Origin of the sequence: Fimbriimonas ginsengisoli Gsoil 348 (assembly GCF_000724625.1) — a bacterium.
Classification (GTDB): Bacteria; Armatimonadota; Fimbriimonadia; order Fimbriimonadales; family Fimbriimonadaceae; genus Fimbriimonas; species Fimbriimonas ginsengisoli.
On record NZ_CP007139.1, the window covers coordinates 1472793 to 1487352 of the forward strand.

Consider the following 14560-nt stretch of genomic DNA (forward strand, 5'->3'; position numbering starts at 1 on the left):
ATTGCGACCAATCGGCGGTTCGCCCCGGCCCCAAGAGCCGTTACTGCGAAGCCTTGGCCGGCACGACGGCGAATCTCGCTTCGCCATCTGCCGAACCTATCCATGTCCGGGAGTATCGCCTCTTGGCCTCCGGCTCGAACTTGGGGTTTGGCTCCCCTGACCAAGATTTCGCGGCCCCGCGATGGAATGCAAAATGTGCCTTAAAGGTGTAGGCGCCACCCGGCAGCGGCCTCTTGACAAGCCTCGAGGCCTCGGATTTGAGGCTCGGCATCTTCTCGGCGTCATAGCGGCCACTGAATTTGTCCTGGTAGATCACGGCGCACTCCCCCGGTTGAAGAACGAAGAACTCGTCGGCGCGGATCCGCCAAGAGAGTATCCACTGCGCCATCCAAGGGCTGCTCTCGTCCCGCATGACCGGCCGTCCGTCGTGAACGAGGCTCGTCTTCCACTCGATTCCGATCCTCTGGTTGGGCGGAATCGCCTTCACCAGCGTAAGCGGCAGGTTCGAGACGTTCTTTGCTCGCACGACAACCGGAACAGGCTGCCCGGACACGACCTCCTTCGGTATCGAGACCTCGAGAGTAATCGGCGAGGAAAAACCGAGAAGCGCCAGTAAGGGGACCATGATGTAAACCAGTACGATCTGAACTGGGCCCTATGGTTCCCCACCATCTCACGGCTGGCCGATAGCATGCGATATCCTGAGACTCGTTCGATGCGGTACCGATGCACTCGCCTTGTTTGGGTTTTCTTGGCGATGTTGCTTGCCGCGGTCGCTATGGGTGAGCCGATCCATCTTCGGTTCGTCTGCTGGGATGGCGACCAGGATATGGCGGGAATCTTCGCGGCGGCTCGCCAGTTCGAGCGAGCCCACCCAAACATTACGGTTAAGGTCGAGTCGGTCGTCGCTAACTACCAGGAGAAGCTGCTGGCCCAGTTCGCTTCCGGGACCGCACCGGATGTGGCGATGATGGACCCGGCGAACTTCCAGAAGTACGCCCGACGTGGCGCGTTGCTTCCGCTGAATCCGCTCTTCAAAGAGACTCCCAAATTTCGGCTCGACGACTACTATCCAGAGATCGTCAAGCCGCACTCGTTGCACGGCACGCTCTACGTTCTGCCCCGAGACATCGCCCCTTGCGGGATCATCTACTACAACAAGAAGGCGTTCTCGGAAGCCGGAATCCCCTTTCCGGATGGCACTTGGACCTGGGACTTCCAAGAGCGACCTGAACTTAAGGAGAAGGATTTCCTTTGGGTCATCCACCACCTCAGCCGAAGCGACGCCCTGGGCAAGGTGACCCGCTGGGGATACGCGCCGGGCTGGAAGGACCTGTGGACGTATCAGGTCTTCCAATCGACCGGCGCCCGGATCGCCGACGACTACGAATCGCCGAAGCGGATGCGGTACGACGACCCGCGCATCATCCGGGCCTACCAGTTCACTGCCGATCTCTCGATGAAGCAACGCTGGATGCCGAGCGAGACGGAGATCAACAGCGAGATGCAGACCAACACCCGGCAAATGTTCACCCAGGGGAAGGTCGCGATGTTCGAGAGCGGTATCTGGGAAGTACCGCAGCTTCGGAACGAGATGAAGAAAGGGACGGAGGGGTACTTCGACTGGGACATCGCCATGGCCCCTGCCTATAAAGACGGCACCCGCGTCTTCCCCACCGGCGGCTCGGGCTATTGCATCATGAGCAGCACCAAGCATCCGCGCGAGGCTTGGCTGCTCACCCAGTGGATGGCGGGCGAGCCCGGCATGCTTGAGTTGGCCAAGTCCGGCCGGGCTCAGCCGGCGATCCGCCGTCTTGCATTGAGCGAACCCTGGATTCCCGGCCCGAACACCCCGGCAGAGCAGCAGGTTCCGCACAACCGGATCGTCACCGACCAGTGCGTTCCGTACGTCCTCTTCGGCCCCCGTTCGCCTGAGTGGCCCGAGGCAAGCGGCGTGGCGACGGCGGCGTTCGGCCGGATCTACGAAGGAACCGCAACCGCCAAAGAGATCTTGCCGGATGGGAACCGCCAGGGGCAGGCCCGTCTGGACTACCTCCTTCAGCAGCGCTCGCTCACCCCGTTTAACTGGACACTCGGAGCGCTATTCGGGGCGCTGCTGCTAGGGCTCCTCGGTGCGTGGGTGTACTGGCCGGAGCGGAAGATCAAGCGCACGGGCCGGCAGAAACGGGAGAGCCGACTGGCCTACGTGTTCATCATGCCGTGGGTGCTGGGCTTGCTCGGCTTCACGGCGGGGCCAATGATCCTCTCGCTCCTGATGAGCTTTGCCGATTGGGACATCATCCAGCCCGCCCGCTGGCGAGGTTTCGGAAACTACGTCGAGATGGCGACCGTCGATCCCCGATTCTGGGTGTCTCTGAAAGTGACCGCGCTCTACACGATCCTGGCGGTGCCGCTTGGAGTCGCAATGTCGTTGGCGCTCGCGCTGCTGCTGAACACAAAGGTGCGCGGTATGCCGCTCTGGCGAACGTGCTACTTCCTGCCGACGGTGGCGAGCGGCGTCGCCTCGGCACTGATCTGGAAGCGGCTGTTTCAAGCCGACGGCGGTTTGATCAACACGATCATCTATGGGTCGGACGGCCACGGAAACTTCCTCGGTCTGGCGCACATGCTGGCCCCGCTGGCGGACGTCAATGGACGCGTGAACTGGCTGGGAAGCGAAAAGACAGCGCTCGGCTCGATGGCGGTGATGTCGATCTGGGGCGCGGGCGGAGGAATGGTGATCCTGCTCGCCGGCCTTCAAGGCGTGCCGCAGTACCTCTATGAAGCGGCCACGTTAGACGGCGCTTCGCCTTGGCGGCGCTTTCGGTCGGTGACCTTGCCCATGATCTCCCCGACCCTATTCTTCAGCCTCGTCACCGGGGTGATCGGCTCTTTTCAAGTCTTCCAAAGCGCGCTGGTGATGACGAACGGCGGCCCGAACAACGCGACCATGTTTTACATGCTCCACCTGTACTTGGACGGCTTCATCAGTCTCCGCATGGGCTACGCCAGCGCCCTCGCCTGGGTGTTATTCCTAATCGTGCTGGTCTTGACCGGCTTGCAGTTCCGGTTCTCCCGCTGGGTGCATTACGAGGGAGGGTTAAAGTGATGTCGCGCTTTCCCTCCCTACGGCGAAGCGTTGTAGCCGCAGGTTGGCTCGTACCTGCGTCCGGAGCCCCCTCCTCTTGCCCTGCGATGTATGTGCGCCGTGGAGGAGGAGGGGGTTGGGGGTGGCGGTTCGGGTGTACCGGTCTCCAGACCGGACACCAGCGAATGCAAGTTCGCCATCCGGACATCCCACACCATCGACTGGCACGCCCTCGCGCAGGTACGAGCCAACCTGCGGTTACAACGCTTCGCGTTAAGGGACGGATGGGGAAAGGAACTACCGTATGAGCAAGGCTCAAACCGCCGCCCGGCGGGCCCAGGCGGGAAGCCGGGCTTCTCGGCTCGTGGTGCTCGCGATCCTGGTTCTCGGGGCGATCGCGTTCCTCATGCCGTTCTACGTCAGCGTCGCGATGTCGCTGAAGACGCCGGCGGAGATCGCCACGACCTCGATGTGGTCGTGGCCGAAGCAGCCGACGCTGGAGAACTTCCGGCTCTTGCTGACGAACCCGATTATTAGCTTTCCCTTGCTCCTCAAGAACACCGCGAAGATCACCTCGTTCGCTACGTTTGGAGTGTTGTTCAGCTCCAGCGTGGTGGCGTACGGGTTCGCGCGCATGCAGTTCGCCGGACGCGACCGGTTGTTCCTTATCCTGCTCGCGACGATGATGCTGCCGGGGATCGTTACGATGATCCCGAGTTACGTGGTGTACGCGAAGATGCACTGGGTGGACACGTTCCTCCCGCTCACCGTCCCCGCGTTCTTCGGCGGCGGCGCCTTCAACATCTTCTTGTTGCGCCAGTTCTACATGGGAATCCCGCGCGAGCTCGACGAGGCGGCATTCCTGGACGGCGCGAGCCATTGGACGATCTATCGGCGGATCACTTTGCCGCTCAGCGGACCCGCCCTCGCGACGGTCGGGCTCTTTACCTTCATGGGGGCCTGGCGCGACTTCACTGGTCCGCTCATGATGCTGAATGACCCGGACAAACAGACCCTTGAAGTCGGGCTGCGCAGCTACCAGGCGATGAACGGCGAGAAGTGGAACATGCTCATGGCCGGCTCGGTGATGGTCAGCATCCCGCTGATCATCCTCTTCTTCATCGGCCAACGCTGGTTCGTGAAGGGGATTGTGTTGACAGGTGGGAAGTAGCTCGGTGGCGGCTCCGTGATATAAACCGACGCTACAATGAGTTCTGAGTGCGACCGGTTGATAAATCGGCACGTCTTAGCGTCCAAATTCATAGGAGAAATCGGATTGACAGCTCGGCAGGAAATTGAGAACGAGGTTCGTAACTGGTCGAAAGCGGAAGTGCTCGATTTGGCATCGAGGCTGATCGCCATAGCTCAGGGAAAACCGGAGCCTTCGAAGACGGGTGACCTCACTCGCTATTACGGGATCTTGAAAACAGATTTCGATCCCATGGAGTATCAACGGCAGATCCGTGCGGAGTGGGATTGACCCTTCTGCTTGATACCAACGTCGCGCTCTACCATCTTGCAAGCCGTCTAGATCCTCCCTTGGGCAGCGGTAGCTTCGCCGTTTCCGTCATAACGATGATCGAAATGCTTTCATTTCCGGCGTTATCGTTGGAAGCCGAGAAAGGTATCCGGATTCTGCTCGTTCACGAGATGTAAGTGATTCCGTTAAGCAGCGCAGTCGTTGAGCGGACAGTTGCGGTGAGGCGGGCTCATAGGCTGAAGCTTCCCGATGCCGTAATCGTTGCTACAGCGTTGGAGTTCGACTTCGATCTAATGACAAACGACCAGCAGCTTTCGAAGGCCCCTGGACTCCGATGTCGACCGGTATCCCTGAAGCCTCTGTGAGGCTGGGGCTACGGAACGAAATCCCTTCGGGATAGGGCCGGTCTGGAGACCGGCGGTCCTAGGGAGAAGTTACGCCTTTCCGTAGATCTCCAGCGTTGCGCCGTGGATGCTCTTGGCTTGATCCGAGCAGAGGTAGAACGTGGCGTCGGCGATGTCGTCGCCGGTGACCCATTTCTTGGCCGCCTCTTCTCCCATCGCCTCCCGATTGGCGGGAGTATCGATCGTGGACGCAAGCAAGACGTTGACGTGGATATCTTCCCCGCGAAGCTCGGCCGCCATCGACTGGGTCAACGCGATCAGCGCGGCTTTACTCGCTGAGTACGCGGCCATTTGAGCCGCCGGCTGAACCGCGGTGCGGCTGGCGATACCGACGAGCCAGCCTCCGTTTCGCTCGCGGAGCGACGGGAGCATCGCTCGGTAACAGTGGAAGTTGCTGGCCGCGTTCAACGCCATCATCAGGTCCCAGTCGGCCGCCGTTTCGGGCGCATCGACCGGACCCATTCGAAAGCCGCCGACGGTGTGAATGAGCGTATCGGGTGCGCCGAATGCACTGCGGGCGAAGCGGATCATCTCCTCCGCCCCACTGGCGGTAAGGAGATCGGCCCCGGAGGTTGCCAGCCGCTCATGCGATCCGAGAACGTCGAGGTGCGATGCCGAGCGGTCGACCGCCACCACTTTTGCCCCCGCATCCAACCAGCGCTTCGCAACCTGGCGCCCCACCCCGCCAGCGGCTCCGGTTACCACGACGACTCGATTCTCAAACCCCATGTCGTTCACGATTGTGCCCTACTCCCTTTTCTTGCAAGTCCCGCGCTCCAGGATCTCCGGCGCTTCTGCTAACACCTCGCCTGGGAAATCCCGCCCTTCGATAACCTCCAACAGCCGCTCCACCCCCCGCCGACCCTGAAGGCGTGAAGGCATTTTTACGGTGGTCACCCCCGGCGGCGGCCACACCGCCACGGGGGAATCGTGGTAGCCGATGACGCTGATTTCCTCCGGCACGGCGACCCCTCGGCTCCGCAGAATGCCGACGAGGCGCGAAGCCACCAAAACGCTGGCGGCGGCAACCGCCGTCGGACGCGGCCGAAGGGCCAAAAGCTGGTCGGCGACTGCATTGCAGTCGTCCCCGCCAAAGTCGCAACGCAGCACATGAAGCTGGCTTTCCGAGCCGCGTAATGCCTCTTCAAAGAACCCTTGGCAGATCCGGGCAACGTAACTCTGCGGTACGACCGCTACGAAGACGATCGACTTGTGTCCGAGCGAGACGAGGTGCCTCGCTTGCAGGGCGAATCCGGCTTCGTCGTTCAAAGAGACGTATCTCCGGTCCTCGGTCCCCATCCGGTTGAGGCTGATGAACGGCACTTTCTGCTCCATCAGCCGATCGAGAAACCTCGGTTCCGGCACGTCGTCGGCGAACAGCAGCCCGTCTACACGTCCTTGACCAACCACCGAGGTGAGTTGCTGCAGCGGATCGGATCGTGACTGTTTGACAAGAAAGAGGATGTATCCGTGCTCGTCGGCGGCATCTTCCGCCCCACCGATGATCTCGGGATAGAGATAGTTGGTCGTCGTTGGAACAACCATTGCGATCGCCCCGCTTTTCCGGAGCCTCAGCCCGCGCGCCACGACGTTGGGCTGATAGTTCAGCTCCGCGGCGGTTCGGAGGATCTGGTCCCGCTTGGCATCCGACACCCGAATCGGCGCCCCCTGGAGCACCTTTGATACGGTCGATATATCCACGCCCACCTTGAGCGCAATGTCCTTCAGCGTGACCATCGGTCCATATCCCGTTGCATTATGCGCCGCTACCCTGGAGAACCTTTAGCCGTGAGTGCATGGCCATGTGTCCGTGAGGTGGGTAAACCCCATTCTCTCGAGGATCGGGCGACTCGTCGGGAGGGCGTCGACTCGAAGATAGCGTGCGCCGAACTTTTCCGCGTCCTGGGCGCGGGTGGCTACGAGGGCTCGGTAAAAGCCCCTTCCCCGATGAGATGCGAGGGTACCGCCGCCGTAAAGCCCACCGAATCGGCTGTCAGGCATCGTATAGAGCCGGCCGATGCCGACCGGTTGGTCGCCGTCGTACGCGATGTAGCCGAGGTGGTTGGTCGAACCCAGCCCGGCCGCAAGCTCGCCGCACGTTCGAGAGTAATCCTTCTCGAAAACCGCCTCCGCGACGCCCCGAAATTCTTCGACCTGGTCGGTGGTGGCGACACGGACGACGCGGCAGTCGACCTGGCTGAACGGAGCCAGGCCATCCTCCAAATCGTAAATCATCACCGCCTCGCGCGGTCCGATTTCGAACCCATGGCGCGCCAGGCGCTCCTTTAGATCGGCCGGTCCGTCTGTTCCGTAGACCGTCCACTCGAATTCCTGACCCATCTTCGCGAAGAACGCCACCTGTTCCGCGATTGCCGCATCCACATCCTTCTCCGTGAGCTCTGAATAGCCCACCTCGGCCCAGCCGTGCGCTCTATTCCCGCATCGCGTGAGATTCGGTAGCACGTCGAACCAATCGCTTTGCCCTCGAACGTGGCGCCGCTCTTCTTGAAGCTGCTTTAAGACGGTGTCGAGATCCAAGTCAAGAGAATGGCACGACCAAGTCTCCCTTGCGGAAAACGACCTTGTCGGGCGCTAAAGACGATAGAATGGGCTCCGCAATTCCGGCAGTTGGTCTTATGGGTTTTCGTCGCGGCTTTACTCTTATCGAGCTTCTCGTCGTTATCGCGATCATCGCGATTCTCGCCGCCATCCTCTTCCCGGTTTTTGCTCAGGCGAAGGAAGCCGCTAAGAAGAGCGCCTGCCTCAATAACAACAAGCAGATCGGACTCGGCACGATGCTGTACTCTAACGACTTCGACGACACCTTGCCGATGGGCTCCTACCTCCTCGCGGGAATGCCGGCGGCCGTCACCGTTCAAGACTTGGTGGAGCCGTATCTGAAGGTGGGGAGCGGCAGCGCTGGCCGTCCCGATGCCCCGGCCGCCCGCAAAGACACCGCTTTTTGGACCTGCCCCGACATGGGGACCAATTTCATCCCCAAAACCGCCGGTGATCCCGACCCGGGTCCGTTTCCCGCGCAATTCTATAGCCGTTCCGCGTCGTACATTCCCAACGGCAATATCATGCCGACCATGCACGTGGCGGCCCTCGCCCGAGGCTGGTTTCCGGGCGCCATCCGAGCTATAACTTCGTTAGAAGCTCCCTCTAACGTGGTTCTCTTCACCGAAGGTTGGGGTTATATCGGGACGACCGCGGGAGACGATTGGACCTCCGGGTGCAGAGGGCAGGAGGAGGGGTTCCCCACCATCCCGGGCAAGATTCTCGGCCGGGCCGACAACTACTGCGCCGGGCGCTACCGGCACAACGGCGGTGCGGTCTATGTCTTGGCCGACGGGCACACTAAGTGGTTCGCCTCCCCACAATCCTCGTGGCGCGCCCCCAGCACCTCAGGCGCCGCGTACCGGAACTCACTCGCGCCGAAAGCCGCGGCCTGGTTCCGCGAGGATTGAGAAACGGCTCTCTTGGCTGGTCGGCTGGATACCTCCCACGGGCCGATTAAGTCGCAAAACGAGACTTGGGCTCAAGAACCGGCGTAGTGACGGGTGTACCATCGAGCAGTCCGAATGCGACGATTTACGGATGACGGAGAGTTGGAGCGGCTGCTCGAGCGATGCCGCCGGGGCGATCACTCGGCTTGGTCGCGACTGGTAGATCGATTTCAGGTGCTCGTGTACTCGGTGGCTCGCCGGTACGGTCTCGGGCAAGACGATGCCGCCGACGTTTTCCAAACCACGTTTCAGAACCTGGTGAAGTCGCTCGATCGCATCGAGTCGGGGCAGGCGTTGCCGCGCTGGCTGGCGGTTACCGCCAGCCGGGAGAGCTTGCGGATCCGCCGCATCAAAGGGCGAACAAGCGATTTCGACACAATCGGTCTAACGCTCGACGAAGTCGTGGCCAACGAAGAATGCGACGCCGAGCAAACATCGGTGGCGATGGATCAGGCGTACCGGCTACGGCAGGCGCTGGGTGAGATCACCGGGCGATGCCGGCAGCTTCTGGAGCTGCTTTATATGGACGAAGCGCCGTACAACGAGATCTCGGAAAAGATGTCGATGCCGGTGGGAGCCATCGGCCCGACTCGGGGACGGTGTATGGAGAAGCTCAAGGCCGTCCTCGCTAAACAGGGATTTTTCGACGAGTAAAGAATCTTGTATCAGACCGGATAGCTCCGGTCTCTTAACCCACGGCGATGAAAGAATCCTGTCGAAACTATCGAAGCCTCCTGATGGACGCGGCCGAAGGGCGGCCGACTCCGGAGGTCACGCGGCACCTGGAAGAGTGCAAGTCGTGCTCAGCCGCGGTGGAGCGGTACCGGGAGATCGTCGCCGCCGCCAAGGTCGCCTGGACGCCGGCCCCCGCGGATCTGATCGCGCTGGTTAAAAACCTTATTCCCGAAACCCGAAGGGTTTGGACGGCAGCCCGGCTCGGCTCCTCGCTGGCCGCCGGCGCCCGCGGTCTTGGCGACGAGTTCCAAATGTCGGTCGGGGGCGGGGATCTATCGATCCGCATCATGGCGACCCGAAGCGAAGCGGGGTGGCAGTTGATGGGCCGGTTGCCCGAAGGAGAATGGAGCATCGACGCCGAGGTGCCGGCAGTGGTGGATGCCAACGGCTTCCGCTTCACCGTCGGCGCACTGGAAGAGTCCGGATTCAATTTGATCGGACCGGACCAAATCTTGGTCGTCCCCGCGATGTCGCAGTTGTTGGGCGATGACGGCCGCTGAACTCGCCGATCGATTAATCGCCGAACCAGCAGGCGCGAAGCGACTGCTGGTGGCCCAGGAAAACTACGCCGGGCTGAGCGAGGCGTTCTTCACACGTGTGCTACGGCTATTCGCGGCCGACCACGGGAAGCTGGTGGGACTGCCCAAGGTTGCCCGGTTGGTCGTTCGGTACGGAGACGATCCCGCACTTGGTCATCGCTGCGTCGCCATCATCGATCGGGTCAAGGGGAGGTGGATTCCCAGCGCGGAGGCGTTTATTCGTGCCGGCGACAGCGCGACCCACCCTCGGGACCAACTGGCGTTTAAGACCGGTGCGATCGACGGATTGGCGCGAGGGGGCCGGGTGCAGGAGGCGATCGCGCTCGGACAGTCGCTCATCGAAGGGTTGACCGCCGAACACGAAGACGGGCTCGCCGCCCGCGCTTCTCTGAACGTCGCCTACGCGCTGATGCAGCAGGACCGGTATCAAGAAGCTTGGCAAACCGTTTCGGGCCTGCCAGAAAGGCTCTTGTCGGCCGGTTATGAGACGGACGCCGCTTCGGCCCGCCTCGCGCAGTCGACCAGCCTGCTCTTTGGAGGCGATGTCTCCCAAGCCCGAGAGGCCGCGGAAAGGGCGGCTTCCGAGGCCGAGGCGCTGGGCCTCGACCAGTTGGCGAACATAGCTCGCGGGAATATAGCGTACGCCGACCTTTTGGCGGGCGACCCGGACCTTGCGATATCCGCTTTGGTCGAGCTTAGGGAGAAAAATGTCGACGCTCCCGTCGAGATGGCCCGCTCGCTCGAATACCTTGGCGACGCGTTCTCGGCAATGAACCTTTGGATTGAGGCGGTTGACGCCTACCGGGAGACGCTGGCGCTCGGCTCGGTTGTCCAGCCGCTCCACCAGGCGCATCTACACCTCGGGATCGGGCAGACGCTGATGGCGTCGGGGCAAGCCGAGGCGGGGCTTGTGGAACTGGCGAAGGCCAGCCGCCGGTATTTGGCCCTCGGAAACCGGGTCTGGCACGCCGCTGCCGAGACCGACCGGGCGGAAGCGGAACGGTTCCTTGGGAAGAAAATCGCCAAGCCGCGCATCGAATCTGCCGTTCGAGAGGCGCGCGAAGCGGGCAGCCCTTACCACCTTTGCCGGGCCCTTATCTCGTCCGCCTCCGGCGGCGGTCCAGACTCGCATCTCGACGAAGCCGCCGCGATCTTGCGGCGCAACGCGTTTCCCCGTCTGGTATGGCGCGTCCACGCGGAACGCGCTCGGCGGGCGACCGGCGCGGGGCGGCTCAAGCACCATCGCCGGATGCTCGCGGCGGTGATCGCCGAGCAAGCGCGGATTTCTTCGTACGCTGCCCGGCTGGGTCACCTAAGGGATAAGGCAGAAGCTCTGCGGACCTATCTCGATGACCTGCTCGCCCATCCGACGCCAGCGCACGTCAAGGAAGCAATCGGGGTCGTCTCCCGGTCGCGCGCGGTGACGCTGCTCGACGAGCTTCTCCGCGGCCGTTCGACCGAACTCCCCCCGGAGGCGGCGGAACGGCTACGGGCTTTACGCGTGGAGCTGAACGAAGGAGAGAGTGACAATCCGACCCAAGGGACCCGCCGGCGCTCCGGAACGCACGACCGCCTCGACAGGATGCAAAGGAAATGGGTGGAGGAAACGATCTCGGTCGAGCGGTCGGCGACCCTCGCCGGGCTTCTTCCCGTTTCCGACAGTCTCGTTATGGTCGAAGGCTCGACCCGGTTAAGAGCCCTCACTACGAGCGGGGTGGTGGAGTTCGGGGATCCGGATCTAGCGGGGAAGCTGGAATGGTTGGCCTATGACCTGCTATCGCCGATGCTCGACCGAAAGGCCGATCCGATCCCCGCGATGGAAGGCCTAAGGCAGCTAGGGGAGACCCTTTTGCGCCCCTTGCTACGGCATGGTCCCGCGCTGGGCATCTGCCCCGAAGGAACGCTGTGGCGGGTGCCTTGGCTCGCCTGTCTCGACGCGATAGGGGCGGAAAGCGACCTCGAATTACGGATGCATCCTGGGCTACGCGGCAAAGATCCTAGTCCCGGCGGAAAGGGCGCGATGCTGTGGGTGGCGGAGCACCAAGACCTTCCCTGGGTGGGCGAGGAGGCGAAGATGTTCCTCCGCTACTTCCCCGGAGCGCAAGTATGCCGGACGGCCGAAGAAGCGCGAAAGGGGATGGTCAACGCCGATGTTTCGATTCTACACGTCATCTCGCACGCCCGCCATCGATGGCGTCACCCCATGTTCTCGTCGCTCGATTTCACAGACGGACCGGTTCTCGCCGCCGAGATCGCACGGTCGGGACTGCGCGCGGAACTGGTGACGCTCTCAGGGTGCGACACCGGCCGGCTCTCCGATACCAATCACCACGAGCCAGACGGCTTAGTCCGGGCGTTCTTGGCCTGCGGCGCGGGATTCGTGGTGGGAAGCGCTTGGCCACTGGACGACGAAGCGGCCGTCCACCTATACCAATCATTTTATAATTCGATATCGAAGGACTTAAACGTGCATGTTTCCTTGCGGAAAGCTCGCCAAGACGTTCAGAATTGGCAGAGTCACCCTTATTTTTGGGCCTCCCCCCTCCTATATGGGGGGTACAGATCATGACCTCGACCGTTAACCGAATCTTCTTGCTCCTCGGCATTGCCGCGGCTCTCGTTCTCCCCACCCACGCGGCGGCAGAAAGCCTTCTGATCTGTCAGCTCACCGGGAAGGGAAGTGCCGCTGGGCTCGCTAAGAAGTACGGGGTCACGCTGAAGGACACCACCGACGGCGCGCCGTTTGCGCTCTTCTCCACCCCGACTCGGGCGATGGCCGACTCGGTTCACGCCTTGATGGCGCTGGACAAGGTCAACTTCGTTTGGGCGGAAGACGACGGGAGCGTCGGATGTCCGGAGGCGCAGTCGAAATCCACCCCCAGCAAGGGTGGCGGCCTGCCGGCCGTGGGAGACCGCAAGGCGCTTCAGGCGATCAACAAGAACCTTCTCGGGCAGATCAACTGGAGCCCGGCGCTGGCCAACCTCGACGGCCGCTCGGTGCGGGTAGCGGTGCTCGATAACGGCCTTTCGCCAAAGCAGCCGGCGCTTTGGGCAAAGGTCGACGCGAGCCTCAACGCGATCGAACCGGGCAAACCGGCTTACGACCAGCCGATGGGGGTCGATTCGAACAAGAACGGGAAGAAGGACGAGGCGCTAGGGCATGGAACGATGGTCGCCGGGATCATCGACCAGATCGCGCCGAAGACCAGGTTCGTCATCGCTCGAATCGCGGATAGCGACGGCAACGCCAGCGCATGGACTCTGATCAAGGGACTCGCATTCGCGGTCACTCAAAAAGCGGAGGTCGCAAACGTATCGCTGGGTTCGCTGGCTCAGGTCGTCGCTCTCACGGACGCGATGGACTGGTGCGAGCAGAACCGCCTGCTCGTCGTGGCCGCGATCGGCAACGATGGCCTGCGAGCGGCTTGCTTCCCAGCCCGGATTAGCAAGGTTGTCTGCGTGAGCGGCGTCGACCAAGACAACCACAAGGCCTCGTTCAGCAATTGGGAAGGGACCGCCGACGCGGCGGCGCCCGCGACCGGTTTCGCAAGTCAGTTCTGGGACGGCAGCATCGCAGTGTGGAACGGCACTTCGTTTGCGGTGCCCGTGGTTACGGCCTCGATCGCCGATTGTCTGCGAAGGATTCCGGCAAACACGCCGAGCACTATGCGAAAGGCGCTCACCTCGTCCGGCACCAAGATCGACGGACTGAATCCGAAGTACAAAGGGGAACTCGGGATGTTGGTCAACTATACGAAGCTCGATCAGGCGCTGCGTAAGCCGTAGCCGGCGCCACGACCGGAAGCGCCAGATAGACCGGGAGTTGCACCTTCTCGCGGAAGGGGCGGTCTGACTCGCCATGGCGATGGCGAGGGCGAAAGCGGGGACCGCATCGGCCTCTCCGGTAGAGTTGCCGCCATGAATGTTCAGACTTATATTTTCTTCGACGGCGCCTGCGAGGAGGCGATCGGCTTGTACCGCGAGGCGCTTGGCGCCGAGCTCATGTTCCTAATGAAGTACAAAGACGGCCCTCCCGACTTGATCCCTTCCGGTGGGGAGGAAAAAGTGTTTCACGCGACGATAAGGATCGGTGAGACGGCGATCAATCTCTGCGACGACCTCAAGAACGAGCGAGGGCGCCTTGGCGGGTTTGCGCTCTTGGCTCACATGGACAGCGACGAGGAGGCGGAGCGGGTGTTCGCCGCATTAAAGGTCGGCGGCGCCGTATTTCTCCCGCTCGAGAAGACCTTCTGGGCGGCTCGGTACGGAATCGTGACCGACCGATTTGGAGTCACATGGAAGGTTCAATCCTGAGCCAGAGAACCGTCAGGGCCGATACGGACCCTTCACTTCGCCCCAGCCCCATTTGGGCATCGGGGCGGACTCATCCGCGGCGGCGCCGGGCTGGGAGTTAATGACGGCGAGGCGCGAACCCCACTCGAGGTAACCGACGAGGGCCGAGCGAAATTCCGGATCATCCGGCAGCGATAGCTCGTCGGCAGTCTCCAGCAAAAGGGTGACCCAGCGGCGACGTTGGCCTTGGCTCAAATGACGGCCGAGGTGACTCCGCACCATATGCGGATGCCCGCCACGCTCCCGCGAGTACGCCGTCGGGCCGCCTAGCACCTCGGCCAAAAACGCGGCGACGTGCTTCGGATGCTCGCTGCTCATGTGGGCGAAGACCGGGGCGAGCAGAGCATCTTCGCGAACGTGTTCGTAAAATCTTTCCGCCAGGCGATTCAGCGCGTCGATACCGCCCAGCCATTCATATAAAGTCGGGATCGGCTCGTCCATTCGCCCGGTTT

General features: G+C 62.1%; 15 protein-coding genes. 10 read left to right on the forward strand and 5 right to left on the reverse strand.

All coding sequences use genetic code 11. The features are described from left to right. Positions 1–40: 40 nt before the first annotated feature. Positions 41–625, reverse strand: coding sequence for a hypothetical protein (locus tag OP10G_RS06730; protein WP_025226648.1), 585 nt, complete (start codon positions 623–625; stop codon positions 41–43). A gap of 90 nt (positions 626–715) precedes the next feature. Here OP10G_RS06730 and OP10G_RS25685 point away from each other — a divergent pair, with 90 nt between their 5' ends. The 4 genes from OP10G_RS25685 (at position 716) to OP10G_RS27815 (ending at position 4933) form a co-directional block, all read left to right on the forward strand. Further along, complete coding sequence (locus OP10G_RS25685) at positions 716–3109, forward strand: extracellular solute-binding protein (protein WP_025226647.1); 2394 nt, start codon at positions 716–718, stop codon at positions 3107–3109. Positions 3110–3392: 283 nt separating this feature from the next. After that, positions 3393–4259, forward strand: coding sequence for a carbohydrate ABC transporter permease (locus tag OP10G_RS06740; protein ID WP_025226646.1), 867 nt, complete (start codon positions 3393–3395; stop codon positions 4257–4259). Positions 4260–4364: 105 nt separating this feature from the next. Then, positions 4365–4568: a hypothetical protein gene (locus OP10G_RS06745; RefSeq protein WP_144241027.1), complete on the forward strand. Its 204-nt coding sequence runs from the start codon at positions 4365–4367 to the stop codon at positions 4566–4568. A 176-nt stretch (positions 4569–4744) separates the two neighbouring features. Next, positions 4745–4933 (forward strand): PIN domain-containing protein, encoded by a 189-nt coding sequence (locus OP10G_RS27815; protein ID WP_084178862.1) that lies wholly within the window; start codon positions 4745–4747, stop codon positions 4931–4933. A gap of 69 nt (positions 4934–5002) precedes the next feature. Here the strand turns inward: OP10G_RS27815 and OP10G_RS06755 are convergent, their stop codons facing one another. From OP10G_RS06755 to OP10G_RS06765, 3 genes are read right to left on the reverse strand one after another with little or no spacing between them, the layout of a single operon-like run. Continuing rightward, positions 5003–5701 carry an SDR family oxidoreductase gene (locus tag OP10G_RS06755; RefSeq protein ID WP_025226644.1) on the reverse strand — a complete coding sequence of 233 codons (699 nt, stop codon included), beginning with the start codon at positions 5699–5701 and terminating at the stop codon, positions 5003–5005. A gap of 18 nt (positions 5702–5719) precedes the next feature. Beyond that, on the reverse strand, positions 5720–6709 hold the full coding sequence (locus OP10G_RS06760) for a LacI family DNA-binding transcriptional regulator (RefSeq protein WP_025226643.1): 990 nt from the start codon (positions 6707–6709) through the stop codon (positions 5720–5722). Positions 6710–6754: 45 nt separating this feature from the next. Then, positions 6755–7510, reverse strand: a complete 756-nt coding sequence (locus OP10G_RS06765) for a GNAT family N-acetyltransferase (protein WP_025226642.1) — start codon at positions 7508–7510, stop codon at positions 6755–6757. 98 nt (positions 7511–7608) lie between these two features. Between OP10G_RS06765 and OP10G_RS24170 the strand changes: the two genes are divergently transcribed. The 6 genes from OP10G_RS24170 to OP10G_RS06795 all read left to right on the forward strand — a co-directional run bounded on the left by OP10G_RS24170 (position 7609) and on the right by OP10G_RS06795 (position 14069). Further along, a complete protein-coding gene (locus tag OP10G_RS24170; RefSeq protein ID WP_025226641.1) occupies positions 7609–8442 on the forward strand; it encodes a prepilin-type N-terminal cleavage/methylation domain-containing protein in 834 nt (277 codons plus the stop codon). A gap of 114 nt (positions 8443–8556) precedes the next feature. Beyond that, the gene (locus OP10G_RS06775) at positions 8557–9135 is read left to right on the forward strand and encodes an RNA polymerase sigma factor (protein ID WP_025226640.1); all 579 of its coding nucleotides are present in this window, start codon (positions 8557–8559) and stop codon (positions 9133–9135) included. 47 nt (positions 9136–9182) lie between these two features. Next, the gene (locus OP10G_RS06780; protein WP_025226639.1) at positions 9183–9716 is read left to right on the forward strand and encodes an anti-sigma factor family protein; all 534 of its coding nucleotides are present in this window, start codon (positions 9183–9185) and stop codon (positions 9714–9716) included. Continuing rightward, positions 9703–12324: a CHAT domain-containing protein gene (locus OP10G_RS06785; protein WP_025226638.1), complete on the forward strand. Its 2622-nt coding sequence runs from the start codon at positions 9703–9705 to the stop codon at positions 12322–12324. Before OP10G_RS06780 ends, OP10G_RS06785 begins: the two co-directional genes overlap by 14 nt. Continuing rightward, positions 12321–13541, forward strand: coding sequence for a S8 family peptidase (locus OP10G_RS06790; protein WP_025226637.1), 1221 nt, complete (start codon positions 12321–12323; stop codon positions 13539–13541). The genes OP10G_RS06785 and OP10G_RS06790 overlap by 4 nt, the downstream gene beginning before the upstream one ends. A gap of 132 nt (positions 13542–13673) precedes the next feature. Beyond that, a complete protein-coding gene (locus OP10G_RS06795) occupies positions 13674–14069 on the forward strand; it encodes a VOC family protein (protein ID WP_038472699.1) in 396 nt (131 codons plus the stop codon). A 12-nt stretch (positions 14070–14081) separates the two neighbouring features. On the opposite strand, the gene OP10G_RS06800 is transcribed toward OP10G_RS06795, so the two are convergent. Continuing rightward, positions 14082–14549 (reverse strand): group II truncated hemoglobin, encoded by a 468-nt coding sequence (locus OP10G_RS06800; protein WP_025226636.1) that lies wholly within the window; start codon positions 14547–14549, stop codon positions 14082–14084. Positions 14550–14560: the final 11 nt, after the last annotated feature.

What these genes read in the sequence shown, in the direction of transcription:
- OP10G_RS06730 (WP_025226648.1), bottom strand. Translation starts at nt 625, where the DNA reads ATGGTCCCCTTACTGGCGCTTCTCGGTTTTTCCTCGCCGATTACTCTC.
- OP10G_RS25685 (WP_025226647.1), top strand. Translation starts at nt 716, where the DNA reads ATGCGGTACCGATGCACTCGCCTTGTTTGGGTTTTCTTGGCGATGTTG.
- OP10G_RS06740 (WP_025226646.1), top strand. Translation starts at nt 3,393, where the DNA reads ATGAGCAAGGCTCAAACCGCCGCCCGGCGGGCCCAGGCGGGAAGCCGG.
- OP10G_RS06755 (WP_025226644.1), bottom strand. Translation starts at nt 5,701, where the DNA reads ATGGGGTTTGAGAATCGAGTCGTCGTGGTAACCGGAGCCGCTGGCGGG.
- OP10G_RS06760 (WP_025226643.1), bottom strand. Translation starts at nt 6,709, where the DNA reads ATGGTCACGCTGAAGGACATTGCGCTCAAGGTGGGCGTGGATATATCG.
- OP10G_RS24170 (WP_025226641.1), top strand. Translation starts at nt 7,609, where the DNA reads ATGGGTTTTCGTCGCGGCTTTACTCTTATCGAGCTTCTCGTCGTTATC.
- OP10G_RS06775 (WP_025226640.1), top strand. Translation starts at nt 8,557, where the DNA reads ATGCGACGATTTACGGATGACGGAGAGTTGGAGCGGCTGCTCGAGCGA.
- OP10G_RS06780 (WP_025226639.1), top strand. Translation starts at nt 9,183, where the DNA reads ATGAAAGAATCCTGTCGAAACTATCGAAGCCTCCTGATGGACGCGGCC.
- OP10G_RS06785 (WP_025226638.1), top strand. Translation starts at nt 9,703, where the DNA reads ATGACGGCCGCTGAACTCGCCGATCGATTAATCGCCGAACCAGCAGGC.
- OP10G_RS06790 (WP_025226637.1), top strand. Translation starts at nt 12,321, where the DNA reads ATGACCTCGACCGTTAACCGAATCTTCTTGCTCCTCGGCATTGCCGCG.
- OP10G_RS06795 (WP_038472699.1), top strand. Translation starts at nt 13,674, where the DNA reads ATGAATGTTCAGACTTATATTTTCTTCGACGGCGCCTGCGAGGAGGCG.
- OP10G_RS06800 (WP_025226636.1), bottom strand. Translation starts at nt 14,549, where the DNA reads ATGGACGAGCCGATCCCGACTTTATATGAATGGCTGGGCGGTATCGAC.